At 54.5% G+C, this 25,477-nt stretch carries 28 protein-coding genes; 11 read left to right on the top strand and 17 right to left on the bottom strand.

Features of this window, described 5'->3' with window-relative positions; genetic code table 11:
• Positions 1-182: 182 nt before the first annotated feature.
• Complete coding sequence (locus KE671_RS11075) at positions 183-2,318, top strand: ornithine decarboxylase (RefSeq protein ID WP_206162998.1); 2,136 nt, start codon at positions 183-185, stop codon at positions 2,316-2,318.
• An 89-nt stretch (positions 2,319-2,407) separates the two neighbouring features.
• On the opposite strand, the gene KE671_RS11070 is transcribed toward KE671_RS11075, so the two are convergent.
• The 4 genes from KE671_RS11070 to mutY form a co-directional block, all read right to left on the bottom strand.
• Entirely contained in the window at positions 2,408-3,664 is a 1,257-nt protein-coding gene (locus KE671_RS11070) for a nucleoside permease (RefSeq protein WP_206162997.1), read from the bottom strand.
• A 213-nt stretch (positions 3,665-3,877) separates the two neighbouring features.
• Positions 3,878-4,963 carry a membrane-bound lytic murein transglycosylase MltC gene (gene mltC, locus KE671_RS11065; RefSeq protein ID WP_206162996.1) on the bottom strand — a complete coding sequence of 362 codons (1,086 nt, stop codon included), beginning with the start codon at positions 4,961-4,963 and terminating at the stop codon, positions 3,878-3,880.
• Positions 4,964-5,033: 70 nt separating this feature from the next.
• Positions 5,034-5,309, bottom strand: coding sequence for an oxidative damage protection protein (locus tag KE671_RS11060; protein WP_042324122.1), 276 nt, complete (start codon positions 5,307-5,309; stop codon positions 5,034-5,036).
• Positions 5,310-5,336: 27 nt separating this feature from the next.
• Positions 5,337-6,389, bottom strand: a complete 1,053-nt coding sequence (gene mutY / locus KE671_RS11055) for an A/G-specific adenine glycosylase (protein WP_206162995.1) — start codon at positions 6,387-6,389, stop codon at positions 5,337-5,339.
• A 162-nt stretch (positions 6,390-6,551) separates the two neighbouring features.
• On the opposite strand from mutY, the gene trmB reads away from it, so the two are divergent.
• The 4 genes from trmB to ansB all read left to right on the top strand — a co-directional run bounded on the left by trmB (position 6,552) and on the right by ansB (position 9,605).
• Positions 6,552-7,271: a tRNA (guanosine(46)-N7)-methyltransferase TrmB gene (gene trmB / locus KE671_RS11050; RefSeq protein WP_206162994.1), complete on the top strand. Its 720-nt coding sequence runs from the start codon at positions 6,552-6,554 to the stop codon at positions 7,269-7,271.
• Positions 7,271-7,597 carry a YggL family protein gene (locus KE671_RS11045; protein ID WP_206162993.1) on the top strand — a complete coding sequence of 109 codons (327 nt, stop codon included), beginning with the start codon at positions 7,271-7,273 and terminating at the stop codon, positions 7,595-7,597. The genes trmB and KE671_RS11045 overlap by 1 nt, the downstream gene beginning before the upstream one ends.
• A gap of 52 nt (positions 7,598-7,649) precedes the next feature.
• Positions 7,650-8,369 carry a DUF2884 domain-containing protein gene (locus tag KE671_RS11040; protein WP_206162992.1) on the top strand — a complete coding sequence of 240 codons (720 nt, stop codon included), beginning with the start codon at positions 7,650-7,652 and terminating at the stop codon, positions 8,367-8,369.
• A gap of 189 nt (positions 8,370-8,558) precedes the next feature.
• A complete protein-coding gene (gene ansB / locus KE671_RS11035; protein ID WP_206162991.1) occupies positions 8,559-9,605 on the top strand; it encodes an L-asparaginase 2 in 1,047 nt (348 codons plus the stop codon).
• 313 nt (positions 9,606-9,918) lie between these two features.
• On the opposite strand, the gene hemW is transcribed toward ansB, so the two are convergent.
• The 5 genes from hemW to KE671_RS11010 are packed head-to-tail and all read right to left on the bottom strand — an operon-like array spanning position 9,919 to position 13,225.
• Complete coding sequence (gene hemW / locus KE671_RS11030) at positions 9,919-11,055, bottom strand: radical SAM family heme chaperone HemW (protein ID WP_206162990.1); 1,137 nt, start codon at positions 11,053-11,055, stop codon at positions 9,919-9,921.
• Positions 11,048-11,641 (bottom strand): XTP/dITP diphosphatase, encoded by a 594-nt coding sequence (locus tag KE671_RS11025; RefSeq protein WP_206162989.1) that lies wholly within the window; start codon positions 11,639-11,641, stop codon positions 11,048-11,050. Before KE671_RS11025 ends, hemW begins: the two co-directional genes overlap by 8 nt.
• 7 nt (positions 11,642-11,648) lie before the next feature.
• Positions 11,649-11,939 carry a DUF167 family protein YggU gene (gene yggU / locus KE671_RS11020; RefSeq protein ID WP_206162988.1) on the bottom strand — a complete coding sequence of 97 codons (291 nt, stop codon included), beginning with the start codon at positions 11,937-11,939 and terminating at the stop codon, positions 11,649-11,651.
• Positions 11,936-12,502: a YggT family protein gene (locus KE671_RS11015; RefSeq protein ID WP_046497238.1), complete on the bottom strand. Its 567-nt coding sequence runs from the start codon at positions 12,500-12,502 to the stop codon at positions 11,936-11,938. Before KE671_RS11015 ends, yggU begins: the two co-directional genes overlap by 4 nt.
• Before the next feature lie 18 nt (positions 12,503-12,520).
• Entirely contained in the window at positions 12,521-13,225 is a 705-nt protein-coding gene (locus tag KE671_RS11010; protein WP_206162987.1) for a YggS family pyridoxal phosphate-dependent enzyme, read from the bottom strand.
• 17 nt (positions 13,226-13,242) lie between these two features.
• On the opposite strand from KE671_RS11010, the gene KE671_RS11005 reads away from it, so the two are divergent.
• A complete protein-coding gene (locus KE671_RS11005; RefSeq protein WP_206162986.1) occupies positions 13,243-14,223 on the top strand; it encodes a type IV pilus twitching motility protein PilT in 981 nt (326 codons plus the stop codon).
• 13 nt (positions 14,224-14,236) lie between these two features.
• Here KE671_RS11005 and ruvX read toward each other — a convergent pair whose 3' ends face one another.
• From ruvX to metK, 8 genes are all read right to left on the bottom strand, one after another.
• On the bottom strand, positions 14,237-14,653 hold the full coding sequence (gene ruvX, locus KE671_RS11000) for a Holliday junction resolvase RuvX (protein ID WP_206162985.1): 417 nt from the start codon (positions 14,651-14,653) through the stop codon (positions 14,237-14,239).
• Positions 14,653-15,216, bottom strand: coding sequence for a YqgE/AlgH family protein (locus KE671_RS10995; protein ID WP_206162984.1), 564 nt, complete (start codon positions 15,214-15,216; stop codon positions 14,653-14,655). Before KE671_RS10995 ends, ruvX begins: the two co-directional genes overlap by 1 nt.
• Positions 15,217-15,407: 191 nt before the next feature.
• The gene (gshB, locus tag KE671_RS10990; RefSeq protein ID WP_206162983.1) at positions 15,408-16,355 is read right to left on the bottom strand and encodes a glutathione synthase; all 948 of its coding nucleotides are present in this window, start codon (positions 16,353-16,355) and stop codon (positions 15,408-15,410) included.
• A gap of 12 nt (positions 16,356-16,367) precedes the next feature.
• Positions 16,368-17,099 (bottom strand): 16S rRNA (uracil(1498)-N(3))-methyltransferase, encoded by a 732-nt coding sequence (gene rsmE / locus KE671_RS10985; protein WP_206162982.1) that lies wholly within the window; start codon positions 17,097-17,099, stop codon positions 16,368-16,370.
• Between the two features lie 40 nt (positions 17,100-17,139).
• Positions 17,140-17,847, bottom strand: a complete 708-nt coding sequence (endA, locus tag KE671_RS10980) for a deoxyribonuclease I (RefSeq protein WP_206163237.1) — start codon at positions 17,845-17,847, stop codon at positions 17,140-17,142.
• Positions 17,848-17,938: 91 nt separating this feature from the next.
• Positions 17,939-18,439, bottom strand: a complete 501-nt coding sequence (locus KE671_RS10975; RefSeq protein ID WP_206162981.1) for a SprT family zinc-dependent metalloprotease — start codon at positions 18,437-18,439, stop codon at positions 17,939-17,941.
• Between the two features lie 78 nt (positions 18,440-18,517).
• Positions 18,518-19,912, bottom strand: a complete 1,395-nt coding sequence (galP, locus tag KE671_RS10970) for a galactose/proton symporter (RefSeq protein ID WP_042324088.1) — start codon at positions 19,910-19,912, stop codon at positions 18,518-18,520.
• Positions 19,913-20,280: 368 nt separating this feature from the next.
• Positions 20,281-21,435 (bottom strand): methionine adenosyltransferase, encoded by a 1,155-nt coding sequence (gene metK / locus KE671_RS10965; RefSeq protein ID WP_206162980.1) that lies wholly within the window; start codon positions 21,433-21,435, stop codon positions 20,281-20,283.
• A 138-nt stretch (positions 21,436-21,573) separates the two neighbouring features.
• Between metK and KE671_RS10960 the strand changes: the two genes are divergently transcribed.
• The 5 genes from KE671_RS10960 to speB all read left to right on the top strand — a co-directional run bounded on the left by KE671_RS10960 (position 21,574) and on the right by speB (position 25,391).
• On the top strand, positions 21,574-21,912 hold the full coding sequence (locus KE671_RS10960) for a hypothetical protein (protein ID WP_206162979.1): 339 nt from the start codon (positions 21,574-21,576) through the stop codon (positions 21,910-21,912).
• 62 nt (positions 21,913-21,974) lie between these two features.
• Positions 21,975-22,118 carry a hypothetical protein gene (locus KE671_RS22930; protein WP_283093113.1) on the top strand — a complete coding sequence of 48 codons (144 nt, stop codon included), beginning with the start codon at positions 21,975-21,977 and terminating at the stop codon, positions 22,116-22,118.
• A gap of 93 nt (positions 22,119-22,211) precedes the next feature.
• A complete protein-coding gene (yqgB, locus tag KE671_RS10950; protein WP_043001726.1) occupies positions 22,212-22,343 on the top strand; it encodes an acid stress response protein YqgB in 132 nt (43 codons plus the stop codon).
• 8 nt (positions 22,344-22,351) lie between these two features.
• Positions 22,352-24,328 (top strand): biosynthetic arginine decarboxylase, encoded by a 1,977-nt coding sequence (speA, locus tag KE671_RS10945; protein ID WP_206162977.1) that lies wholly within the window; start codon positions 22,352-22,354, stop codon positions 24,326-24,328.
• 142 nt (positions 24,329-24,470) lie between these two features.
• On the top strand, positions 24,471-25,391 hold the full coding sequence (gene speB / locus KE671_RS10940) for an agmatinase (protein ID WP_206162976.1): 921 nt from the start codon (positions 24,471-24,473) through the stop codon (positions 25,389-25,391).
• The last annotated feature ends 86 nt before the right edge of the window (positions 25,392-25,477 follow it).

The following is a 25,477-nucleotide window of genomic DNA, read 5'->3' as shown; positions in this document are numbered from 1 at the left end:
TACTCACCATGCGGTGAGGGCAACGCATGCTCACTGCAGGACAACAGTAAAATCAGAAGCGGTCTGCTTTTACTGATGTCTGGCGGTCGGAGCTGGTGACCAGTTTGGCCTGAACATCTCGTGGGGCAGGGCATTGAGCCTTGTCCGGGACTCTTATTCTCCCGAAACGGGTTTTTGCGCTTATGAAATCAATGAACATTGCCGCCAGTAGTGAACTGGTCTCTCGTTTATCTACTCATCGCGGCGTTGTGGCGCTGGACAGTACAGACTTTACCGATGTTGCTGCCGTCGTCATGACCGTTGCCGATAGCCGTAGCGGTATTCTTGCGCTTCTCAAACGCACGGGCTTTCACCTGCCGGTCTTTATTCTCACTGAAGAGAACATGGATCTGCCCGCAGGCGCGACGGCGGTGATCCGTGGCAATGCGCAGGAGTGGCTCGAGCTGGAATCCGCCGCCTGTCTGTATGAGGAAGATCTTCTGCCGCCGTTTTACGATACGCTGACGCAGTATGTGGAAATGAAAAACAGCACGTTTGCCTGTCCGGGGCATCAGCACGGCGCGTTCTTTAAAAAGCATCCGGCTGGACGTCATTTCTATGATTTCTTTGGCGAAAATATTTTTCGTGCCGACATGTGCAATGCCGACGTGAAATTGGGGGATTTGCTGATTCACGAGGGGTCGGCAAAACATGCGCAGAAGTTTGCCGCCAAAGTCTTCCACGCCGATAAAACCTATTTCGTTCTGAACGGCACGTCGGCGGCGAATAAAGTGGTCACCAATGCGCTGCTAACGCGTGGCGATCTGGTGCTGTTCGATCGCAACAACCACAAGTCGAATCACCATGGTGCGCTGATTCAGGCAGGCGCCACCCCGGTGTATCTGGAGGCTGCCCGTAACCCGTTTGGTTTTATCGGTGGGATCGATGAACACTGTTTTGATGAAGCGTACCTGCGCGAACAGATCCGCGACGTAGCAGTCGAAAAGGCAGAATTGCCGCGTCCCTTCAGGCTGGCAATCATCCAGTTGGGAACCTACGACGGCACGATCTACAACGCCCGTCAGGTGATCGACAAAATCGGTCATCTTTGTGACTACATTCTTTTTGACTCAGCCTGGGTCGGCTATGAGCAGTTTATCCCGATGATGGCCGACGGCTCGCCGCTGCTGCTGGAGCTGAATGAAAACGATCCGGGAATTTTCGTCACCCAGTCGGTGCATAAACAGCAGGCCGGATTCTCACAGACCTCGCAGATCCACAAGAAAGATAATCATATTCGCGGCCAGGCGCGTTTCTGTCCGCATAAGCGGCTGAACAATGCGTTCATGCTGCACGCTTCAACCAGTCCGTTCTACCCCCTGTTTGCCGCGCTGGACGTCAATGCCAAAATCCACGAAGGGGAGAGCGGTCGACGTCTGTGGGCAGAGTGCGTAACGCTGGGGATTGAGGCGCGTAAGGCTATCCTGACCCATTGTAAGCTGCTTGCGCCGTTTATTCCGCCGGTTGTGGATGGTAAGGCGTGGCAGTCGTATCCCACCGAGGTGATTGCCCGCGAACGACGTTTCTTCAGCTTTGCGCCGGGCGCGAAATGGCACGGCTTTGAAGGGTATGACGACGACCAGTATTTTGTCGATCCGTGCAAGCTACTGCTCACCACGCCGGGTATTGATGCGCAGACCGGTCGTTATACTGATTTTGGTATCCCGGCCACTATTCTGGCCCACTATTTGCGCGAAAACGGCATTGTGCCGGAGAAGTGCGATCTCAACTCGATTCTGTTCCTGCTGACGCCCGCTGAGAGTTCAGAAAAGATGGCACATCTGACGGCGATGCTGGCGCAGTTCGAACAGCATATTGAAGACGACACGCCGCTTGCGCAGGTGCTTCCGACTATCTTCAATAAATATCCGGTGCGCTATCGCGACTACACCCTGCGCGAACTGTGTCAGGAGATGCACGATCTGTATGTCAGTTTCGACGTGAAGGATCTGCAAAAATCGATGTTCCGCCAGGAGAGTTTCCCGACGGTGGCGCTGAACCCACAGGACGCCCACAGCGCCTTTATTCGTGGTGATGTTGAACTGGTGCGCATTCGTGATGCTGAAGGCCGTATCGCGGCGGAAGGCGCGCTGCCGTATCCTCCTGGCGTGCTGTGCGTCGTGCCGGGCGAAGTCTGGGGCGGTGCGGTACAGCGTTATTTCCTGGCGCTGGAAGAGGGGGTGAATATGCTGCCGGGGTTCTCACCGGAGTTACAGGGCGTTTACAGTGAAACCGACGCCGACGGAATTAAACGCTTGTACGGGTATGTTTTGAAGTAATCAAAGGAAAATGCCGGATGGCGCTTGCGCTTATCCGGCATGGTGTTTGGTGTAGGCCGGATAAGCGCAAGCGCCATCCGGCAGAGAGATTAATGTGCGACGGTCTGCGTGCCGGCAGGAACGCGAACGTGCTTGTACTTAAACAGCGCCACGAAGGCAAAGGCCAATACCAGTGAGTAGCCGGCAAAAATCAGCCACACGGTCTGCCAGTCGGTAATGCCGTTCAGAGTATAGTGTTCCACCACTTTCCCGCTTACCACACCGCCGAGGATACAGCCGAAGCCGTTGGTCATCATCAGGAACATGCCCTGCGCGCTGGCGCGGATTTCCGGGCGAACTTCTTTCTCAACGAACACCGAACCGGAGATGTTGAAGAAGTCGAAGGCGCAACCGTAAACAATCATCGACAGAACCAACAGTACGGTACCGAACGGGCTCGGGTCGCCGTAGGCGAACAGGCCGAAGCGTAACATCCACGCCACGATACTGATCAGCATCACGTTCTTGATCCCGTAACGGCTCAGGAAGAACGGAATGGTCAGGATGAACAGGGTTTCAGAGATCTGCGAGATCGACATCATCACCGACGCATGCTCAACGATAAAGCTTCCGGAGAACAGCGGATTGTTGTCGAAGCTGTGCAGGAAGGTGTTCCCGAACATGTTGGTAATTTGCAGTTCTGCGCCGAGCATCATCGAGAAGATGAAGAAGATCGCCATGCGCTTGTTTTTAAACAGCGCGAAGGCATCCAGACCCAGCATAGAAGTCCAGCTTTGATTCTTCTGCTGATTCGCCACCGGAATGTGCGGCAGGGTCAACGTAAACAGCACCAGTATCACAGAGAGCGCGGCACCAATATACAGTTGCATATGGCTCAGTTCGAAACCGGAGAAACTGACGGCCCACATGGCGGCGATGAAACCGATGGTGCCCCAGATACGAATCGGCGGGAAGTCGGTGACAATGTCCATGCCTGCGTTCTGCAAGCGGTAATAGGAGATAGTGTTGATCAGCCCAAGCGTTGGCATATAGGCCAGCGAGTTAAGCAGGATCACAAAGAACATCGCTCCCGGCGTTGTGACCTCAGCGGCGATGAACAGCGTCACCGCACCCACCACGTGACAGATGGCGTAGACCCACTTTGCACTGAGCCATTTGTCCGCCACGATCCCCAGAAGGGTCGGCATCAGAACCGCCGCGATCCCCAGCGAGCTGTAAACAGCACCAATAGAAGCACCATCAAATTTGAGAGTGACAAACATATAGGAGCCGAGGGTGGTCAGCCAACTTCCCCACAGGCAGAACTGCAGAAAGGAGAGTATTTTCAGCTGCAGCTTAAGATTCATGTTAATTTCCTCACACAGGAAGGCGAATGGATGTTTCGATTGGCACAAATGCCGTGACTGTATGATGTGATTCTATCAACGACGATGGGGGATTTTTTGTTACCTGTGACAAATAATTGCAAAACAATACCTTTTTGCAATGCGAAAGGGTGATGGTTATCACGATTTTTCAACGCCCGCTCGCCGTTTTACCGGGAGCGGGGAAGAGCAGGATCAGTTCCGCCGATAGGTTTTTTGCGCGGAATTGACTTTATACAGGTAGCGACGGGACTCAGAAGAAGGATGACGCGTGGTTAACGTCTGGTATACATCCCCAGGGGTCATGCTATTGATGATATTCGCCGCCTGCACTTTATCACTGGAGAAGACGCGCAGTACGCTGCCCGCCCCGCCGTTGTAGGCGGTAATTACCGCATAGCGCCGCGAAGTCGGGTTGGAGATTCCGGCCAGATAGACATTATTGAGCATCGCCAGATATGCGGTGCCGGTATCAATGTTGCTGGCCGGATCGAACAGTTCACTGCGACTCGGCGTACCGGAACGGCCTTGTGAGCGATAAACATCTTTCCCGGCAGTATGCTGAACCACCTGCATCAGACCCAGCGCATCGGAACGACTCACGGCGTACGGGTTGAAGGACGATTCCGTTTGCATAATGGCCAGAATCAGCGATTCATCAATGCCATATTTGTGGGACGCCTTGCGCACCATGCCGAGGTATTTATGCGCACGTTTATCCAGGTGGTTCGGCACCAGATTAATTGTCACGCTGAAAATCATACGGATCCCGTTGCTGCGGCTTTTCATCCGCGTTTGCAGCAGGTAATCAGCGAAATTCGTCGCCCGGCCTTCCCAGCGAATCGGTTGTCCTGTGTGATCAAGCACCTGGCCGTACAGGAACGGTTCTCTGGAGATCTGAATATCATCGACGTCAGAGTAGAGGTCGACAGAGGTGGGATCGTCCCCCATCAGTAGCGTTTTAATGATGGCGCGACGCAAATGTGCCGCAGGCTCCGTCCCGGCGATGGTTTCAACGGTAATGGTCCCGTCGTCAAAGTTAATATGGCTGCGGGTCTGGTACTGATCGGTATACTTCACATAGTCCTTCGGACCGGCGATCAGCACTTCCTGATAGCCCCACAGATTTTCAATGTTGTGGGCAAACTGCCCCATCAGAATGTCAAAACCGTTGGTATCCTTGATCCAGGCTTCGTTATAAGAATCGCCTTTTTTGGTCGAGCTGGAACAGGAGATAAGTAACGGCGCAATAACAGCAAGCGCGAGAAATTTTTTCATCATTCCGGGAGTGCGTGTTGTGTTTGTCGTTGTGCGTTGTCGCCGGATAGCGTTGAGCCATCCGGCAACGCGCTTATTTTTTATCTTCCGGTGTATAACCTTCGATATGCACGTCTTTACCTTCAAACAGGAAGTTGATCATCTCCTGTTCCAGTAGTTTGCGGTGATCGACGTTCATCATGTTGAGTTTCTTTTCGTTGATAAGCATGGTCTGCTTATGCTGCCACTGCGCCCACGCTTCCTTTGAAATCTCGTTATAAATGCGTTTCCCCAGTTCGCCAGGGTACAGCTGGAAATCCTGTCCTTCTGCTTCACGCTGCAGGAAAGTGCAAAAAATCGTTCTGCTCATAACTCATCCTCTTTATCGTCCGGTGCGTTAAACAGGGGCACCGGAACGTAACTGCTGTAATAAACGCTCCACCGGAGCCGCCAGGCCAACAGATGGCGGTTGCGCTAAGTTATACCAGAGCGCGTTGCCTTCATCCATGCATGAACCGCATGAAGACACAGTAAGCCACATAGGCACAATATCCAGATGGAAATGGCTGAACGTATGGCGAAACGCGTTAAGTTGGGTCAAATTATCAGCGTTCACATGCCGTTGCGCCAGCCATTCCCGTAATTCCTCTTCACTGGCAAACTGCGGAAAACAGAATAAGCCGCCCCACAATCCGCTTGGCGGGCGCTGAGCCAGTAAGACGTCGTCCTGATGTTGCAGCAGCAGAAAATAACCTGTCCGCTCTGGCAGCGTCTGCTTTGGCTTCTTACCGGGATAGAGCGACCAGCTGTCGTTCGCAAAAGCGATACAGCCGTTCTGCAACGGGCACAGTGAACATTTCGGCTTTGAGCGCGTGCACACCATCGCGCCTAAGTCCATCATCGCCTGGTTAAAACGCTCCACGCCCTTGACTGGCGTAACCTGTTCGCTCAGATCCCAGAGCGTTTTCTCGACCTCTTTTTTACCCGGCCAGCCGCTAACAGCATAGCAGCGCGCCAGCACGCGTTTAACGTTGCCGTCAAGAATAGGAAAAGGTTTACCCAGCGAGAGTGACAGCACGGCGCCGGCGGTTGAGCGTCCGACGCCGGGAAGCGCCGCCACCTCTTCAAAGGTTTCCGGGAAAACACCTTTATGTAGTGTAGCGACCTGTTGCGCCGCCTTGTGCAGATTGCGCGCCCGGGCGTAGTAGCCGAGCCCCGTCCACAGGTGGAGCACTTCGTCCAGAGGCGCGTTGGCGAGATCGGTTACCGTCGGGAAATGGGCCATAAACCGTTCAAAGTAAGGAATGACCGTCGTCACCTGGGTCTGTTGCAGCATCACTTCTGAGAGCCATACTTTGTAAGGCGTCTTATCAATTTGCCAGGGCAGGGTTTTTCGCCCGTATTTATCGTACCAGTCCAGAACCTGGGCTGAAAATTGAGACGCTTGCATGGTCACCGAATTCATTATTGTTGGGGGCAAGATTGCAGCACAGAGGCAACAGGGTGTAAACCGGAACTTTCCGCAGCGTGAGCGCTTCCTTTACTTGCATCCGGCAACTAACTTTGGATAATGCCCGTTTTCAGACCTTAATCACAAGCAGACTTAACTTTTATGAAAAACGACGTCATCTCACCGGAATTTGATGAAAACGGCCGTCCACTGCGCCGGATTCGTAGTTTTGTTCGTCGCCAGGGGCGACTGACCAAAGGGCAGGAGCACGCGCTGGAAAACTACTGGCCGGTGATGGGCGTTGAATTCAGCGAAGAGCCGATGGATTTCGCGACGTTGTTTGCCCGTGAAGCGCCGGTCACGCTTGAGATTGGCTTTGGCATGGGAGCCTCGCTGGTGGCGATGGCGAAAGCGCGCCCGGAGCAAAATTTCCTCGGTATTGAGGTTCACTCGCCGGGCGTGGGCGCCTGTCTGGCGTCGGCCCATGAAGAGGGCGTTGAGAACCTGCGGGTGATGTGCCATGACGCGGTCGAAGTGCTGCATAAAATGATTCCTGACAATTCTTTAACCATGGTTCAGCTCTTTTTCCCTGACCCGTGGCACAAAGCACGTCATAATAAACGCCGTATCGTTCAGGTACCGTTTGCCGAGCTGGTCAAAAGCAAACTGAAGCTGGGCGGCGTGTTCCACATGGCGACCGACTGGGAAGCTTATGCCGAGCACATGCTTGACGTGATGTCCTCCATTGACGGATATAAAAACCTGTCGGAGAGCAATGATTACGTACCGCGCCCACCATCGCGCCCGGTAACCAAATTTGAACAACGTGGCCATCGTCTTGGTCACGGCGTATGGGACTTAATGTTCGAGAGGGTGAAATAATGGCAAAGAACCGTAGCCGTCGTCTGCGTAAAAAAATGCACATCGACGAATTCCAGGAATTAGGATTTTCGGTGGCATGGCGTTTCCCGGAAGGTACATCTGAAGAGCAGGTTGATAAAATCGTTGATGACTTTATCAACGATGTCATTGAACCGAACAAACTGGCCTTTGACGGCAGCGGTTATCTGGCCTGGGAAGGTCTGATCTGCATGCAGGAAATCGGCAAATGCACTGAAGAACATCAGGCGATTGTGCGTAAGTGGCTGGAAGAGCGCAAACTAGAAGAAGTGCGTACCAGCGAACTTTTCGACGTTTGGTGGGACTAACAACGCATACGGGGCCAGCATTTGCTGGCCCGATTTGTCTTGAGGGAAAGTTATGATGCACAAAATGCTGCTGGCGGCAGCCCTTTCTGTCACCGCGATGGCCGCTCATGCAGACTACCAGTGCAGCGTCACGCCGCGTGACGATGTGATTCTGAGCCCGCAGACGGTGCAGGTGAAGGGTGAAAACGGCAACCTGGTGATCACGCCTGACGGCAATGTGATGTTTAACGGTAAGCAATACGCGCTGACCGCTGCACAGCGCGAGCAGGCAAAAGATTACCAGGCCGAACTGCGCAGCGCGCTGCCATGGATTGATGAAGGTGCCAGAAGTCGTGTCGAAAAAGGGCGCGTGGCGCTGGATAAAATTATCGCTAAAGAAGTCGGCGAGAGCAGTAACATGCGGGGGCGTCTGACGAAACTGGATGCCCAGTTGAAAGCGCAGATGAACCGGATTATCGAGCATCGTACCGACGGCCTGACCTTCCACTACAAGGCTATCGATCAGGTTCGCGCCGATGGTCAACAATTGGTGAACCAGGCGATGGGCGGTATTTTGCAGGACAGCATCAACGAGATGGGGGCGAAAGCCGTCCTGAAAGGCGGTGGTAATCCACTGCAGGGCGTGCTTGGTAGCCTTGGCGGACTGCAAACAGCGATTCAGGACGAATGGAAGAATCAGGAAAAAGATTTCCAGCAGTTCGGTAAAGACGTGTGCAGCCGCGTGGTGACGCTGGAAGATAACCGCAAAGCACTGGTCAGTACGCTGAAATAAACTTTTCATATAAAACAATGGCACAGATCGTCTCTGTGCCATTTTGTTTTGCCTTTCTGCTTCGTTTTGATATCCACCTCTAAATTTAACAATCTGAAAAATACATTTGTCTGGTTAATTGGATGAAATCACATTATTCATCTCTGGCATTGGGATAATGCGGCAAATTCACGTAACTGGAGAAATAACATGGAGTTTTTCAGGAAAACGGCGCTGGCTGCACTGGTTATGGGCTTCAGCGGCGCGGCGCTCGCCTTACCTAACGTCACTATTTTAGCGACGGGCGGGACGATTGCCGGTGGCGGTGACTCCGCAACCAAATCCAACTATACGGCGGGGAAGGTTGGCGTAGAGAATCTGGTCAGGGCCGTGCCTCAGCTTAAGGATATCGCTAACGTTAAGGGCGAGCAGGTTGTCAATATTGGCTCGCAGGATATGAACGACGACGTCTGGTTAACCCTGGCGAAGAAAATCAATACCGAGTGTGACAACACCGACGGTTTCGTGATTACGCACGGTACTGACACCATGGAAGAGACGGCTTACTTCCTCGATCTGACCGTGAAATGCAACAAGCCAGTCGTGCTGGTTGGGGCGATGCGTCCGTCTACCGGAATGAGTGCGGATGGCCCGTTCAACCTCTACAACGCCGTGGTCACGGCGGCGGATAAAGCCTCGGCCAATCGTGGCGTGCTGGTGGTGATGAACGATACCGTACTTGATGGACGTGACGTCACTAAAACCAACACCACCGATGTGGCCACCTTCAAATCTGTTAATTACGGTCCGCTGGGCTACATTCATAACGGCAAAATCGACTACCAACGTACGCCTGCGCGTAAGCACACGACCTCCACGCCTTTCGACGTCTCTAAACTGACTGAACTGCCGAAAGTGGGGATCGTGTATAACTACGCGAATGCGTCAGATCTTCCAGCAAAAGCGCTGGTGGATGCGGGTTATGATGGGATTGTGAGCGCCGGTGTGGGTAACGGCAACCTGTACAAAACCGTCTTCGATACGCTGGCAACCGCGGCGCATAAAGGGACGGTTGTGGTGCGTTCTTCCCGCGTACCGACCGGTTCAACCACTCAGGATGCGGAAATCGATGATGCGAAGTACGGTTTCGTTGCCTCCGGTTCTCTGAACCCGCAGAAGGCCCGCGTACTGCTGCAACTGGCGTTGACTCAGACCAAAGATCCGCAACAGATCCAGACGATGTTTAATCAGTATTAATGACTGACGGTAGCAGTTCGCCGGATGGCGGCGCAAGGCCTTATCCGGCCTACAGTGACACATGTTCTGTAGGCCTGATAAGCGCACATTATCCGGTCTACGGATGACACATTTTTCTGTAGGCCTGATAAGCGCAGCGCCATCAGGCAGTTCGCCGGATGGCGGCGCAAGGCCTTATCCGGCCTACAGTGACACATGTTCTGTAGGCCTGATGAGCGCACATTATCCGGTCTATGGGTGACACATTTTTCTGTAGGCATGATAAGCGCAGCGCCATCAGGCAGTTGCCGGATGGCGGCACACATTGACGACCTTACTCGGCGAGAAACAACTCAAGCAGCGAATTTAAAAACAGTTTACCGTGCTGGGTGATCTGCCAGTACGTCTCGCACTCAGTCAGATACCCCTGGGCGATGGCGTAATCAAGCGGCTGACGAATCACCGTCTCCGACAACCCTGTATACTGCGTAAATTCAGCCCGCGGTGCCGCTTCCAGCAGACGGAATCGGTTCATAAAGAATTCAAACGGCTTATCGGCCTGCTCCACATCGCGCTGGCTTTCCAGATAACGCCCCTGCATATAGCCACGTGGATGGCGCGTTTTGGTGGTGCGCAGAATGCGGCCATCAGGGAACGTGACCTTACCGTGCGCGCCGCAGCCAATGCCCAGATAATCGCCAAAGCGCCAGTAGTTCAGGTTGTGCTGACACTGGTAGCCCGGTCTGGCATAGGCTGAGGTTTCATACTGCTGATAACCTGCGACGGTTAACAACTGGTGGCCCTGCTCGAAGATGTCCCACAGCGCATCATCGTCCGGTAACACCGGCGGGCGAGAACCAAACAGCGTATTCGGTTCGATCGTCAACTGATACCACGAGAGATGTGGCGGATTCAGCGCAATTGCCTGGCGCAGGTCATCCAGCGCGTCGTCCAGCGACTGATCCGGCAGGCCGTGCATTAAATCGAGATTAAAGCTGCGAAGGCCTAACCCGCTGGCGAGTTTCGCAGCGCGTCTGGCTTCTTCCGGGCCGTGAATGCGTCCCAGACGCTTCAGTTTGGGTTCGCTAAAGCTCTGCACACCGATAGAAATACGGTTCACCCCGGCATGCTGATAATCGACAAAGCGATCGGCTTCCACGGTGCCGGGGTTCGCTTCCATAGTAATTTCTGCATCTGCTGACAGATTCAGGCGCGCACGCACGCCATCGAGCAGCGTTTGCATCGCCGGGCCGGAAAGCAGACTCGGCGTACCGCCACCGATAAAAATGGTCTTTACTTCACGGTCCTGCGCATACGCAACGTCCGCGTCGAGATCGCTCAGCAGATGCTGGACGTAATCATCGTGCGGGACTTCACCTTTGAGCGCATGCGAGTTGAAGTCGCAATACGGGCATTTCTGCACGCACCATGGGATGTGAATGTAAAGACTCAGCGGCGGCAACTTAACCATTACGTAAGGCTTCCAGCAGCAGCTTCAGCGCCTGTCCACGGTGGGAAATTGCGCTTTTCTCCTCACGCGTCAGTTCGGCGGCGGTTTTGCCTTCCGAAGGCACGAAGAAGATTGGGTCATAGCCAAAACCGCCGTTGCCTGCTGCCGTACGCGCAATCACGCCCGGCCAACTGCCGTGGCACACCAGCGGTGTGGGATCGTCAGCATGACGCAGATAGACCAGCACGCAGTGGAAGCGCGCCTGACGCTGTTCGTCCGGCACATCCTTCAGAGCATGTAACAGCTTTTCCAGGTTCTGTTGGTCGCTCGCGTCTTCACCGGCATAGCGTGCGGAATAGATACCCGGCGCGCCGCCCAGTGCGTCAACGGCCAGACCGGAGTCGTCGGCAATTGCCGGTAACCCGGTTATCTGCGCGGCATGACGCGCTTTCAGGATCGCGTTTTCAATAAAGGTCAGCCCGGTCTCTTCGGCTGAATCGACGCCGAGATCGGTTTGCGCTACCACATCAAGCCCGAAATCGCTGAGCAGCGACGCGAGCTCACGCACTTTACCGGCATTGCCGGTCGCGAGGACAACTTTTTGCATAGGATACCTAATTCGTTAATGCCGCGACTTCTGGCGGGATCTGTTGCGGATGAATGATTTTAACCTGTTTATGGCGGCCCAGTTCGCCCTTTTCAATGACGACCTGGCTCTTTGCCACGCGGAACTGCTTACCGAGAAACTTCACCAGATGACTGTTCGCCTGGCCGTCCACCGGCGGGGCGGTAATGGCGACTTTCAGTTCGTCGCCATGTAAACCGACAATACTGTCGCGGCTGGCTTTCGGCTGAATATAGAGCCGCAAAACCAGTCCGTCATCGCAGCGGGTTACGGCACTCATAGCGCCATCCACAGCCCCGGCAGCAACATGTTACCGGTTGCTTGCAGAACCTCACCAATCCCCATGTTGATGACATACAACAGCAGGACGAGAACCATTGGCGAGAAATCGATCCCGCCCATCCCCGGCAGAATGCGACGAATCGGGCGCAGCAGCGGGTCGGCCAACTGAATCAGTACATACTCAATCGGGCTACGGCCCTGGCTTACCCAGCTCATAATGGCCATCACCAGCAACACCCAGAAGATCAACAAACCGATGGTTTTGAGCACGATCAGCACGGCGGCGATCCAGACGATCGGCAGGAACGTCACCACTTTAAACAGCACTATCGCTTTGATAAAGCTGAGGATAAATGCAACCAGCAGCGATGCGCTGTCGACCGGTCCCATCGGGGGAATAATACGGCGCAGCGGCCCAATAATCGGTTGCGTCACTTTCACCACGAACTGGGAGAAAGGGTTATAAAAGTCACAGCGAGCCCATTGCATCCACACGCGCAATAACAGCACCATGGTGTACAGCTCAATTACCGTTGAGAGCAAGAAGGTCAACGTATTCATGGCGTTCCTCAGATTTCCTTAATTTTTTGTGTAATCACGTGCACCAAAAATGGCGGTGCCGATACGTACCATCGTGCTACCCGCCGCAATGGCGGCTTCCATATCATCTGACATACCCAGCGACAGGGTATCGACGTCAGGATAGCGCGTTTTCAGCCCGGCAAATGCTACCGCCATTTGGCGTGCAACTTCAAACTGCCTTACATAATCTGACTCAGGGGCAGGGATCGCCATCAGACCGCGCAGACGAAGATTCGGTAATTCGACGACCTCTGCGGCAAGCGCGTCCAGTTCCTCCAGTGAAATGCCGGACTTGCTGTTCTCATCGCTGATATTGATTTGAATCAGCACGTTCAACGGCGCCAGCTCCGCCGGACGCTGTTCGCTGAGACGAGTAGCAATGCGCAGACGATCGAGGGTATGGCACCAGTCAAAGTGCTCGGCCACCAGACGGCTCTTGTTGGACTGTAACGGGCCGATAAAGTGCCATTGCAGGCCGGCAATGCCTTTCTCGCGAAAGTGGCGAATTTTCTCCACCCCTTCCTGCACATAGTTTTCACCAAAGGCCAACTGACCGGCAGCGATGGCGTCTTCGATGGCGCTCGCAGGTTTGGTTTTACTCACTGCAAGTAACGTAACTTCTTCGCAAGCGCGCCCGCAACGCGATGCGGCGGCTGAGATTTTGTCCCGGACCTGTGCCAGGTTATGCGCGATATCGTTCATTTTCCGAGGATCTGTATATGAATATGGAAGAAATTGTGGCCCTTAGTGTAAAGCATAACGTCTCGGATCTACACCTAAGCAATGCGTGGCCTGCGCGCTGGCGAAAACAGGGGCGTATGGAGCGTGCGCCCTTCACCGTTGCCGACATTAGCGGACTGCTGGCGGACTGGCTGGATGAAGGGCAGCAGACGGCGTTACGGCAAAACGGGCAACTGGATTTCGCTGTTTCACTTATGGGAAACCTGCGTCTGCGGGCCAGCGCCTTTCACCAGCGGCAGGGGACGTCGCTGGCGCTGCGGCTGCTGCCGACGCAGTGCCCGACGCTGGAAACGCTGGGGACGCCTTCCGTACTGCCCGAACTGCTTTGCAGCGAGAATGGCTTAATACTGGTGACGGGCGCTACGGGCAGCGGAAAATCAACCACGCTGGCGGCGATGGTGGCGTGGCTGAATCAGCATATTGATGGGCATATTCTGACGCTGGAAGATCCGATCGAGTATGTCTACGCCAGCCAGCGCTGTCTGATTCAGCAACGTGAAGTGGGATTACACTGCGCCTCGTTTGCCGCGGGGTTGCGCGCGGCGCTGCGTGAAGATCCGGACGTGATTCTGCTGGGAGAGTTACGCGATAGCGAGACCATTCGTCTGGCGCTGACGGCGGCGGAAACGGGGCATCTGGTGCTGGCGACGCTGCATACGCGTGGCGCCGCGCAGGCGGTTGAGCGGCTGGTGGACTCTTTTCCGGCGCAAGAAAAGGACCCGGTGCGCAGCCAACTGGCAGGCAGTCTGCGCGCCGTGCTGTCGCAGAAACTGGAGTCCGACAAGCAGGAGGGACGCGTTGCACTATTTGAACTGCTGATCAACACCCCGGCGGCAGGGAATTTGATCCGGGAAGGGAAGTCCCATCAGTTACCCCATGTCATTCAGAGCGGACAGCAGATGGGGATGATGACCTTCGCCCAGAGCCTGCAACAGCGGCAGGCGCAGGGAAGGCTTTGAGAAACGCGTAGCTTCAGTAGCCCTGTTCGAAGTAGCTTTCGAGAATAATGACGGCGGAAGCGGAGTCGATCTTCCCTTTATTTAGCGCCCGATAGCCGCCGTGTTCGAACAGCCCTGAGCGCGCTTCTACGGTACTGAGACGTTCATCGTGCAAGGTGACCGTGACGCCGAAACGTCCGTGAATGCGGTTGGCGAACTTGCGCGCGCGGGCTGTAAGCGGTTGCTCGGTACCGTCCATATTCAGCGGCAGGCCAACGATAATCTCATCCGGCTGCCACTCTTTGAGCAGGCGCTCGATCAGGTTCCAGTCTGGCGTACCGTCCTGCGCTTTAATCGCGGGCAGCGCGCGCGCCGTGCCGGTAATGCGCTGACCAATCGCTACGCCGATACTTTTAGTGCCAAAATCAAAGGCCAGTAATGTTTCGCTCATCAGGCATGCCCCGCCACGCCGGGCATCGTCAGGATGTCGATGCCAATCAGTCTGGCAGCGTCACGCCAGCGATCGGCAATCGGTGTTTTAAACAGGATATTGAGATCGGCGGGGGCGGTCAGCCAGGCGTTGTCCAGTAGCTCTTGTTCAAGCTGGCCTTTATCCCAGGAGGAGTAACCAAGTGCGACCAGCACGTCGGCAGGCTGTTCGCTCGTGCCTAAGGTTTCGAGTACGTCGCGTGACGTGGTGATCACGGTGTTATCCGAGATGCGGATACTGGAGGCAAAGCGCGACGGCGGCGTGTGCAGGATAAACCCGCGATCTTCCGCTAACGGACCGCCAAGCATCACGGCTTTATCCAGACGAATCGCCGGATCGCGCGGTTCCGGCGCGATTTTCAGTTTTTCCAGAATCCCTTCAATCTGGAGATTTTCCAGAGGCTTATTCACAATAATCCCCATTGCGCCATCTTCGTTATGTTCGCAAATGTACACCACTGAACGGCGGAAAATCGGATCCTGGAGAGCAGGCATGGCAATAAGAAAGTGATGCTGTAAATTCATTGTCAGAGGTTCTGTTTCCTGGTTCAAAAAAGCAACAGGGGGTCAGTATGTGGGTAAAGCGCACGGATGTCACTACTGTAGGCCGGATAAGACGCCTGTGTCGCCATTCGGCATCGGTGTCTTAATGCCTGATGGCGTTATGCTTATCAGGCCTACAAAGGCATGCTGGATGTCGTCATCCAGCAAACGACTTATTTCTGCAAACGTGCTTCGATAGCGTCCATCAACATCCCGGTGATAGAGACAGGGAATTCGGCTTCAATTTCGCGAATGCAGGTTGGGCTGGTGACGTTAATTTCGGTCAGACGATCGCCAATGATATCCAGACCGACAAAAATCAGCCCTTTGGCTTTCAGCGTTGGTCCGATACGGCGTGCGATTTCCCAATCGCTGTCGGTTAACGGACGCGGTTCGCCGCGACCGCCAGCGGCCAGGTTGCCACGGGTTTCGCCACCCTGCGGAATACGCGCCAGGCAGTAAGGAACCGGTTCGCCATCGACGACCAGCACGCGCTTGTCGCCATCTTTAATGGCTGGCAGATAGTTCTGCGCCATGCAGTAGCGAGTACCGTGCTCGGTCAGGGTTTCCGTAATCACGCCGAGGTTCGGGTCACCTTCTTTAACGCGGAAGATCGACGCGCCGCCCATACCGTCCAGCGGCTTGAGAATGATATCGCTGTGCTTCTGCCAGAAGGCCTTCAACTGCGCTTTGTTGCGAGTGACCAGCGTTTCCGGCGTCAGGTCAGAGAACCAGGCCGTGAACAGTTTTTCGTTACAATCGCGTAGGCTCTGCGGCTTGTTAACAATAAGCGTCCCTTTTTCTTCCGCGCGTTCCAGAATATAGGTGGCGTAGATGAACTCGGTATCAAACGGCGGATCTTTACGCATCAGAATGACGTCGAGGGCGTCCAGCGGCAGATCCTGCTCGCCGGTAAACTCGTACCATTTATCATAGTTCTGTTCGACGCTCAGGGTGCGCGTCCGGGCGCGAGCTTCACCGTTAATCAGATAAAGATCGGCCATCTCCATATAATGAAGTTCGTAACCACGACGTTGCGCTTCCAGCAGCATAGCGAAGCTGGAGTCTTTCTTGATATTGATGCTTGCGATGGGGTCCATCACGATGCCGAGCTTGATCATTATTCTTCTCCGTTAGCCCAGATCGCCAAATCGCACCTGAAGCGCGGTAATGGCGGTGAGCGCAGTTGTCTCAGTACGCAGAACGCGAGGTCCTAACAGGATATCAGTAAACTGATAGCGTGCGGTCATGGCAATCTCCTCTGCGGATAGCCCGCCTTCCGGGCCAATCAACAGACGAACACGCTCAACCGGTAGCGGCAATGTGTTAATGCTGTCGCTGGCGCGGGGATGAAGGTTCAGCTTTAGCCCCTCGTCCTGTTCCGCGCACCAGGCTTCCAGATCCATGGCCGGGCGAATTTCCGGTACCCGGTTGCGACCACACTGTTCACAGGCGGCAATGGCGATTTTCTGCCACTGCTGGCGCTTCTTGTTCAGACGTTCATTGTCCAGTTTAACGCCGCAGCGTTCAGAAAAAAGTGGCGTAATGAGGCTTACACCCAGTTCGATCGATTTCTGAATAGTGAATTCCATCTTCTCGCCGCGCGACATCACCTGACCAAGATGGATGTGCAGCGGTGATTCACGATCGTCAATCTCGCCACGCAGCACCTTTACGTCCACGCTTTTCTTGCTGGCCTGGGTGATTTCAGCGTCGAAAACCTGATTGCTGCCATCAAACAATTGCAGCGCCTGACCCGGTCCCATCCGCAGGACGCGTCCAATGTGGTTGGCGGCGTCTTCGCACAGAGAAATCTGGCTGCCGGAGGTAATGGGGTCAGGGTGATAAATGCGGGGAATGCGCATAGTAAAAAGTCCGCGTAATCAAGAATCCCGCTAGTGTAGGTTAGCTCTTTTGCGCCTGGCAAGCGCGTTGCACGTAAGGATTGTGGTTTCCCTGTATCTTCGCGATACGTTCATCACGTTCGCACTCCCAGTCGGTGACCGGATACAGCTTGTTCCAGGCGTTAAACAACTGGGTTTGCTGGCGGGATAGCGTCAGGCTGTACTGGTCGCGCATATAAAAGTAGGTCCGCGCAATCGCGCCGCGGGCACGGGCGGGCGGTTCGGCGACCTTTTCTTTGAAATCGACTTTCATCGCGCACTGTCCGTACTGGCCTTCGCCGCCGTTCCACTGGCTGTACATGAAGTTACCGCGATCGCCATTCACCTCGCCGACGGCGGGTTGCAGGTTGTGCATGTCGCTTTCCATTTTGCGATAGACCGGATCTTTGGCGCAGTTTTTCCGTCCTCCGTCCTGCCAGCACTGACGCTGGTGGCCAAACTGCCATGCCGGAACCACGTGTTCCCATTCGATTCGGCTGGCGCGATTCTCGTTCTTTCGCACTTTGTAACCGCAGGAGTCGAGATCGACGATCCCTTTCTTGCCCTGCCAGTTGATTTTGCATCCGCAATAGAAGTCGCCAGGAACATCGGCGTTAACCTTGACGCCAGCGGTCTTTGCCTGTGAAAAACTATTAATACCTGCGGCCAACGTCTGGCCGGAAAGGGCTGCTGCAAAAAAGGCGGCAGCCATAGAAAGATGACGGTACATCATGAACTCCGTATCAAAACGAGCCCGCAACGTAACGAAAGTTGATGTGTGATGCAATCAGCCAGATCAGGAAAGTTCCTGATAGTTCTGGCTATTTAAGCGGCACTAGAGGTTCGCCACAGTGAACGCAGCGGTAGGTGGCTTCGCCGCGCATAACGCGATTATGGCGACGGATGGTCAGTTGATGCTCCTGACACTGACAGCGGTAAGGGAAGGTGTTGCGGCGTACCGATTGCAGTTCGAACTGGTGGGTGCGGCGTGCGGGGACACCGAGCACGCTTTCCATCATCCACTTCCACTCTTTTCCGTGCGGCGCAACCCGGCCAAATCGCTTCCACACCAGTAAATGCGCCAGTTCATGCGGCACCACTTCGTTGATAAACGCCTCGACGTTTTCCATCAACAGCACCGGATTAAGGCGAATTTCGTAACTCTCCAGCCAGGCGGTGCCGGCAGAGGTGCCACGTTGCTGATACACCAGCTTTGGTTCGGGATAGCTGCGGCCGAGCTTCAGATTAGCCTGAGCGAGATTTTCCCGCAGGCTGCGCATAACGGCTTGCTGGACGGCGATAGGGAGACGGGCGGTTTTCATAACGGCAGAGAATAGTGCGACAGGGACGGGACTGCAAGAGGAAGGCGTCCTCCCGCGGGGGGAGGACGTAGAAGGGAATTAATCGTGAGCCCCGATTTCGCGCAGCTTACGACCTTTCATCAGGTTACGTTCGATGTGTTCCAGCGAGACGTGTTTGGTTTCCGGAACCAGCCACAGCGTCAGCAGGATAAACAGCACGTTCAGACCCGCGTAGACCCAGAAGGTATTCGCGTTACCGAGGTTTTGCAGCATGGTCAGGAACGTCGCGCCGACAATCATATTGGCAATCCAGTTAGTGGCGGTCGAGCAGGTGATACCGAAATCGCGGCCTTTCAGCGGCTGGATTTCAGAACACAGCACCCAAATCAGCGGACCGGCGCTCATGGCGAAACCAATGATGAACATCAGCAGCATGGCGATAGCAAAGTACTGCGCGGACGGCGAGTGGATGCCAACATGCATCATCGTTCCGAGGATCCCCATTCCGGCCGCCATCACCAGGAAGCCCAGCGTCAGCGTCGGTTTACGACCCCAGCGGTCAACCAGGCCGATAGCGATGAAGGTGGCCAGTACGTTGGTCAAACCGACAATCACGGTGCCCCACATCTGCTCAGAGGTGTTGGTGTATCCCGCCATTTCAAAGATTTTTGGTGCGTAATACATGATGACGTTCATCCCGGTGAACTGCTGCATCACCTGCAACAGCACGCCAAGAAACACCGCGCGACGGAAGTTGCTGTTCTCTTTGAACAGCGCCCAACCACTCTGTTTCACTTGTAGACTTTCGCGGATCTCATCTAACTCGCGTTTGGCTTCCGCGCTGGTATCACGCAGACGCAGCAGCACGCGTTCGGCATCGACAAAGCGACGTTTCGCAGCAAACCAGCGCGGGCTGTCCGGCAGGAAGAAGACGCCAATTAGTAGCAGAATCGCCGGGATGATAATCACGCCCAGCATCCAGCGCCATGCGCCGCTGTAGCTGAAGGCAGTGTCAGAAAGATAAGCCCCCAGGATGCCGATAGTGATCATCAACTGGTACATGGAGATCATACTGCCGCGAATTTTCTCCGGTGCGATCTCAGACAGATACAGCGGGGCGGTGTACGAGGCCACGCCGACGGCCAGCCCCAGCAGGACGCGGGAAAGGATCAACACTTCAACGTTTGGCGCCGCAGCGGAGAACAGCGAGCCGGCGACAAACAGGATCGCGCCGATCATCAGGCTCTTCTTGCGCCCGAGCTTGAAAGAAAGCCAGCCGCTGCCGACCGCACCGACCGCCGCACCGAACATCATGGAGCTGACGACCCACTCCTGGGTGTGTGCGGAGATCTGGAATTCATCCGTGATAAACGGTAATGCGCCAGCGATAACGCCGATATCCAGGCCAAAAAGTAATCCTGCCAGGGCTGCAAGGAAGCAGACAAAAAATGTCATCGCTTTATTGGAACGCCCCTGTTTTTTATTGTCAGGCATTATGCCCTCCGGTTGGGTTATCAGTTTTGTTGATAATTAGGGTAGGTGAGTACACCGCAAAAATATGTGATTGTTATCACGTAAGTGTAATCGGTTACACTAACCATTTATCAATGGTTGATTTAACAAATTGAAAATTATAGATTAATTATATTGAGGTGGTGAGCATTTGTTCTGATTTCAGACTTAGCTCAAATGAAATGTAACAGCAGAGAAAGCCTGAACATGCAAAGTGATTATTCTGAAAATAATGCTTTCACTCCCTGGTGTAAGCGGTTCCAAATGGTGGTGTGCGGAAGCATGTCCAGGCGAGGCGCAAATAAAAAAGGCCAGCACGAGGCTGGCCTTAAGTCACGGATGACGGTCGCTTATTTCAGACCGGCAGCCTCGCGCAGTACCTGCGCTTTGTCGGTTTTTTCCCACGGGAAATGTTCGCGACCAAAGTGACCGTAGGCGGCGGTCTCTTTATAGATCGGGTGCAGCAGATCCAACATCTGAATCAGACCGTATGGACGCAGGTCGAAGAATTCGCGAACCAGCAGGGTCAGTTGTTCAGCCGGCACTTTCTCAGTACCGAAGGTTTCCACCATGATGGACGTTGGTTCAGCCACGCCGATCGCGTAGGAAACCTGAATTTCACAACGATCTGCCAGGCCTGCGGCAACAATGTTTTTCGCGACATAGCGTCCTGCGTAAGCCGCTGAACGGTCCACTTTTGAGGGATCTTTACCGGAGAACGCGCCGCCGCCGTGACGTGCCATGCCGCCGTAGGTATCGACGATGATCTTACGACCGGTCAGTCCGCAGTCACCCATTGGGCCGCCGATAACAAAACGGCCGGTCGGGTTGATGAAGAATTTGGTGGCAGAGTTCAGCCATTCGGTCGGCAGTACCGGTTTGATAATCTCTTCCATCACCGCTTCTTTCAGCGTCGTCTGCTCGATCTCTTCCGCATGCTGGGTGGAGAGCACTACGGCGTCGATGCCGACAATTTTGCCGTCGTCATACTGGAAGGTCACCTGACTTTTCGCATCCGGGCGCAGCCACGGCAGGGTGCCGTTTTTACGCACTTCGGCCTGACGCTGCACCAGTCGGTGCGCGTAGGTGATCGGCGCGGGCATCAGCACGTCGGTTTCGTTGGTCGCATAGCCGAACATCAGACCCTGGTCGCCAGCGCCCTGTTCCAGCGGATCGGCACGGTCAACGCCCTGGTTGATATCCGGGGACTGTTTACCAATGGCGCTCAGGACTGCACACGAGTTGGCATCAAAGCCCATGTCGGAATGCACATAGCCAATTTCGCGCACGGTATTACGCGTGATCTCTTCGATATCGACCCATGCGCTGGTGGTGATTTCCCCGCCAACTAAAACCATACCGGTTTTTACGTAGGTTTCACACGCGACGCGCGCTTTCGGATCCTGTTCCAGGATAGCGTCCAGCACGGCATCAGAGATTTGGTCAGCGATTTTGTCAGGATGCCCTTCTGATACGGACTCGGACGTAAAAAGGTGTTTTGCCATTTTTTGTTTCACCTAAGGAGAATTTGGTTAGCTCAAACTGTTGTGCGGAAAAGCCAAAGCAGAAGATTCTACCAAGGCCTGCAGGTTAGTGACACTGGCAGTCTGAGTGTTAATCAGTATGGATGGATTAACATCTGGATGGCTATTTTAGGTCACTTCTTCACCCGATTTCCAGTATTTTTTGAATCAGCTCTCACTGTGTTGAAAAACCTGATGGAAATTTTTACAGACACTGCTGGCAATGTGCGCATTTATGTTTTGCTTTTTTACCGGGTTGTCGGTATAAAACGCGGCGCGCGGCTCATATCCGTCATACTTCAAGTTGCATGTGCGTTGGCTTCCTCGTTCGCCCCAGTCACTTACTCATGTAAGCTCCCGGGGACTCACTGCGTTGCCGCCTTCCTGCAACTCGAATTATTTTGGATAGACAAAAAGCACACGACGTTTTCTTCGTGTCGCCACTTCCAGCCGGGTTAAAACGTTAGCGTTGGCTTGTGGGTGCGTTCCTGATGGAGCGACCATGGAGGTGATAAGAGATAATGAACCGTTGTATTCTGCTGAATCTGTCGCACCGTTCTGGTGTGCGTATGTCCCCCGCAATTTGCATCTCTGCTTTGCATACCTGCCGATGTTATACCCATCTCGGCGCTTCTCAGGACTCCAGAGCCGGTAACGGGCACTAAGGACTGAACAAGGGCGCTCTTGTGGAAACAAGAGTTTTCTCGTGGTTTCGCCGAACCGTCATACGTAAGTTCGGTTATGTGTTTTACAATGATATGAAAAAGAAACCGGTCGCGCAGGCGGAGTACCAGCACTTTCTGCTGGAAAATCCGACTGTTTATGGGTTGTTATCGCCTCTTCGGATTGCGATAGTAGTCAACTGTTTTACACTTGTTAATAAAATTTGAGGTTCGCTATGTCTGACGACATGTCTTTGGGTTCGCCTTCGTCAGCAGGCGAACAGGGTGTACTACGCTCCATGCAGGAGGTTGCAATGAGCTCCCAGGAAGCCAGCAAGATGCTGCGTACTTACAATATTGCCTGGTGGGGCAATAACTACTACGACGTCAATGAGTTGGGTCACATTAGCGTGTGCCCTGACCCGGACGTGCCGGAAGCGCGTGTCGATCTCGCTAAGCTGGTGAAAGCGCGTGAAGCGCAAGGGCAACGCCTGCCGGCGCTGTTCTGTTTCCCACAGATCCTGCAACACCGCCTGCGCTCTATTAACGCCGCGTTCAAGCGCGCGCGTGAATCGTACGGCTACAACGGTGACTACTTCCTGGTTTATCCCATCAAGGTGAACCAGCATCGTCGCGTGATCGAATCCTTAATCCATTCTGGCGAACCGCTGGGGCTGGAAGCCGGTTCCAAAGCGGAACTGATGGCGGTGCTGGCGCATGCCGGAATGACCCGATCGGTGATCGTGTGTAACGGCTACAAAGACCGTGAATACATTCGTCTGGCGCTGATCGGCGAGAAGATGGGTCACAAGGTCTATCTGGTCATCGAAAAGATGTCTGAAATCGCCATTGTGCTGGACGAAGCCGAACGTCTGAATGTGATTCCGCGCCTGGGCGTGCGTGCCCGTCTGGCCTCGCAGGGGTCCGGCAAATGGCAGTCCTCCGGCGGCGAAAAATCCAAATTCGGCCTGGCGGCAACGCAGGTTCTGCAACTGGTGGAAACGCTGCGTGAAGCCGGGCGTCTCGATAGCCTGCAATTGCTGCATTTCCACCTCGGTTCGCAGATGGCGAATATCCGCGATATCGCTACCGGCGTGCGTGAGTCTGCCAGATTCTACGTTGAGCTGCATAAGCTCGGCGTCAACATCCAGTGCTTTGACGTAGGCGGCGGACTGGGCGTGGACTATGAAGGAACCCGTTCGCAGTCTGACTGCTCGGTGAACTACGGCCTGAATGAGTACGCCAACAACATCATCTGGGCGATTGGCGATGCCTGTGAAGAGAACGGTCTCCCGCATCCGACGGTGATCACCGAGTCTGGTCGTGCGGTGACCGCGCACCACACGGTGCTGGTATCCAACATCATTGGTGTTGAGCGTAACGAATACACCGTGCCTGTCGCGCCTGCTGACGACGCGCCGCGCGCGCTGCAAAGCATGTGGGAAACCTGGCAGGAGATGCACGAGCCGGGTACTCGTCGCTCGCTGCGCGAATGGTTGCATGACAGCCAGATGGATTTGCACGACATTCATATTGGTTACTCATCCGGCACCTTCAGCCTGCAGGAGCGCGCGTGGGCGGAACAGCTTTACCTGAGCATGTGTCACGAAGTGCAGAAACAGCTGGATCCGCAAAACCGCGCGCACCGTCCAATCATCGACGAACTACAGGAGCGTATGGCGGACAAAATGTACGTCAACTTCTCGTTGTTCCAGTCGATGCCGGATGCATGGGGAATCGATCAACTGTTCCCGGTTTTGCCGCTGGAAGGGCTGGATCAGGTCCCTGAACGTCGAGCGGTCCTGCTGGATATTACCTGTGATTCCGACGGCGCTATCGATCACTACATTGATGGCGACGGTATTGCGACCACCATGCCGATGCCAGAGTACGATCCGGATAATCCGCCGATGCTCGGTTTCTTTATGGTTGGCGCGTACCAGGAGATCCTCGGCAATATGCACAACCTGTTTGGCGATACCGAAGCGGTTGACGTATTTGTCTTCCCGGACGGCAGCGTGGAAGTTGAGCTGTCGGATGAAGGGGATACGGTGGCGGATATGCTGCAATATGTGCAGTTGGATCCGAACACGTTGCTGACGCATTTCCGCGATCAGGTGAAACAGACCGGGCTTGACGATGCGCTGCAGCAGCAGTTCCTCGAAGAGTTCGAAGCGGGTCTCTACGGATACACTTATCTCGAAGATGAGTAATAGCTGTGCCCGGGTGACTTGAACCTGAGCAAATAAGCAACGATAATTTAGCCAATTAGTGTGTTTACGAATCAAACCCTTTCTCGTCGGGCCTAACGACGCGGGAGGGTTTTTTTATATCGACGAATATGAGGTTTTTGCCATGAGCACCTTAGGTCATCAGTATGATAACTCCCTGGTTTCTAACGCCTTTGGTTTCCTGCGTCTGCCGCTGAATTTCCAGCCGTATGACAGCGATGCCGACTGGGTGATCACCGGCGTGCCGTTTGACATGGCGACGTCCGGTCGCGCGGGTGGACGTCACGGCCCGGCGGCAATCCGCCTGGTGTCAACGAATCTGGCCTGGGAACATAACCGCTTCCCGTGGAATTTTGACATGCGTGAGCGCCTGAACGTGGTGGACTGCGGCGATCTGGTTTACGCCTTTGGCGATGCGCGTGAAATGAGCGAAAAGCTGCAGGCGCACGCGGAGAAACTGCTGGCCGCCGGTAAACGTATGCTCTCTTTTGGCGGTGACCACTTTGTGACGCTACCGCTGCTGCGCGCGCACGCAAAACACTTTGGCAAAATGGCGCTGGTCCATTTCGATGCGCACACCGACACCTATGCGAACGGCTGTGAGTTTGACCACGGCACGATGTTCTACACCGCACCGAACGAAGGGTTGATCGACCCGAATCACTCCGTGCAAATCGGCATTCGTACGGAATTCGATAAAGACAACGGTTTTACCGTGTTGGACGCCTGTCAGGTGAACGATCGTGGCGTTGATGACATCATCGCGCAGGTGAAGCAGATTGTCGGTGACATGCCGGTCTATCTGACCTTCGATATCGACTGCCTGGATCCGGCATTTGCACCGGGGACTGGCACGCCAGTGATTGGCGGGCTGACCTCCGATCGCGCCATCAAGCTGGTGCGCGGCCTGAAAGATCTCAACATTGTCGGGATGGACGTGGTGGAAGTGGCTCCGGCTTACGATCAATCGGAAATCACTGCCCTGGCGGCGGCCACGCTGGCCCTGGAGATGCTGTATATTCAGGCGGCGAAGAAAGGCGAGTAACGGACTCAGTGCCGGATGACGATGCTAACGCATCTTATCCGGCCTACCGCGCTTCGCCAATAACGCCCGATCACCGGACTAAATTT

The organism is Citrobacter amalonaticus (assembly GCF_018252635.1).
Taxonomy (GTDB): Bacteria; Pseudomonadota; Gammaproteobacteria; order Enterobacterales; family Enterobacteriaceae; genus Citrobacter_A; species Citrobacter_A amalonaticus_E.
The sequence above is the reverse complement of the archived record's forward strand: the minus strand, read 5'-3'. Positions and strand labels throughout refer to the sequence as shown.

Bases quoted from the DNA above. Each gene is read 5' to 3' on its own strand.
- KE671_RS11060 (WP_042324122.1), bottom strand. From the start codon at position 5,309: ATGAGCAGAACGATTTTTTGCACTTTCCTGCAGCGTGAAGCAGAAGGA.
- KE671_RS11045 (WP_206162993.1), top strand. From the start codon at position 7,271: ATGGCAAAGAACCGTAGCCGTCGTCTGCGTAAAAAAATGCACATCGAC.
- KE671_RS11070 (WP_206162997.1), bottom strand. From the start codon at position 3,664: ATGAATCTTAAGCTGCAGCTGAAAATACTCTCCTTTCTGCAGTTCTGC.
- speB (WP_206162976.1), top strand. From the start codon at position 24,471: ATGAGCACCTTAGGTCATCAGTATGATAACTCCCTGGTTTCTAACGCC.
- galP (WP_042324088.1), bottom strand. From the start codon at position 19,912: ATGCCTGACAATAAAAAACAGGGGCGTTCCAATAAAGCGATGACATTT.
- KE671_RS22930 (WP_283093113.1), top strand. From the start codon at position 21,975: ATGAACCGTTGTATTCTGCTGAATCTGTCGCACCGTTCTGGTGTGCGT.
- KE671_RS11075 (WP_206162998.1), top strand. From the start codon at position 183: ATGAAATCAATGAACATTGCCGCCAGTAGTGAACTGGTCTCTCGTTTA.
- yqgB (WP_043001726.1), top strand. From the start codon at position 22,212: ATGAAAAAGAAACCGGTCGCGCAGGCGGAGTACCAGCACTTTCTGCTG.
- rsmE (WP_206162982.1), bottom strand. From the start codon at position 17,099: ATGCGCATTCCCCGCATTTATCACCCTGACCCCATTACCTCCGGCAGC.
- mltC (WP_206162996.1), bottom strand. From the start codon at position 4,963: ATGATGAAAAAATTTCTCGCGCTTGCTGTTATTGCGCCGTTACTTATC.
- KE671_RS11005 (WP_206162986.1), top strand. From the start codon at position 13,243: ATGAATATGGAAGAAATTGTGGCCCTTAGTGTAAAGCATAACGTCTCG.
- mutY (WP_206162995.1), bottom strand. From the start codon at position 6,389: ATGCAAGCGTCTCAATTTTCAGCCCAGGTTCTGGACTGGTACGATAAA.
- KE671_RS10960 (WP_206162979.1), top strand. From the start codon at position 21,574: ATGGCTATTTTAGGTCACTTCTTCACCCGATTTCCAGTATTTTTTGAA.
- KE671_RS11015 (WP_046497238.1), bottom strand. From the start codon at position 12,502: ATGAATACGTTGACCTTCTTGCTCTCAACGGTAATTGAGCTGTACACC.
- ruvX (WP_206162985.1), bottom strand. From the start codon at position 14,653: ATGAGCGAAACATTACTGGCCTTTGATTTTGGCACTAAAAGTATCGGC.
- speA (WP_206162977.1), top strand. From the start codon at position 22,352: ATGTCTGACGACATGTCTTTGGGTTCGCCTTCGTCAGCAGGCGAACAG.
- KE671_RS11040 (WP_206162992.1), top strand. From the start codon at position 7,650: ATGATGCACAAAATGCTGCTGGCGGCAGCCCTTTCTGTCACCGCGATG.
- KE671_RS10995 (WP_206162984.1), bottom strand. From the start codon at position 15,216: ATGAATTTACAGCATCACTTTCTTATTGCCATGCCTGCTCTCCAGGAT.
- KE671_RS10975 (WP_206162981.1), bottom strand. From the start codon at position 18,439: ATGAAAACCGCCCGTCTCCCTATCGCCGTCCAGCAAGCCGTTATGCGC.
- yggU (WP_206162988.1), bottom strand. From the start codon at position 11,939: ATGAGTGCCGTAACCCGCTGCGATGACGGACTGGTTTTGCGGCTCTAT.
- endA (WP_206163237.1), bottom strand. From the start codon at position 17,847: ATGTACCGTCATCTTTCTATGGCTGCCGCCTTTTTTGCAGCAGCCCTT.
- ansB (WP_206162991.1), top strand. From the start codon at position 8,559: ATGGAGTTTTTCAGGAAAACGGCGCTGGCTGCACTGGTTATGGGCTTC.
- hemW (WP_206162990.1), bottom strand. From the start codon at position 11,055: ATGGTTAAGTTGCCGCCGCTGAGTCTTTACATTCACATCCCATGGTGC.
- trmB (WP_206162994.1), top strand. From the start codon at position 6,552: ATGAAAAACGACGTCATCTCACCGGAATTTGATGAAAACGGCCGTCCA.
- gshB (WP_206162983.1), bottom strand. From the start codon at position 16,355: ATGATCAAGCTCGGCATCGTGATGGACCCCATCGCAAGCATCAATATC.
- KE671_RS11025 (WP_206162989.1), bottom strand. From the start codon at position 11,641: ATGCAAAAAGTTGTCCTCGCGACCGGCAATGCCGGTAAAGTGCGTGAG.
- metK (WP_206162980.1), bottom strand. From the start codon at position 21,435: ATGGCAAAACACCTTTTTACGTCCGAGTCCGTATCAGAAGGGCATCCT.
- KE671_RS11010 (WP_206162987.1), bottom strand. From the start codon at position 13,225: ATGAACGATATCGCGCATAACCTGGCACAGGTCCGGGACAAAATCTCA.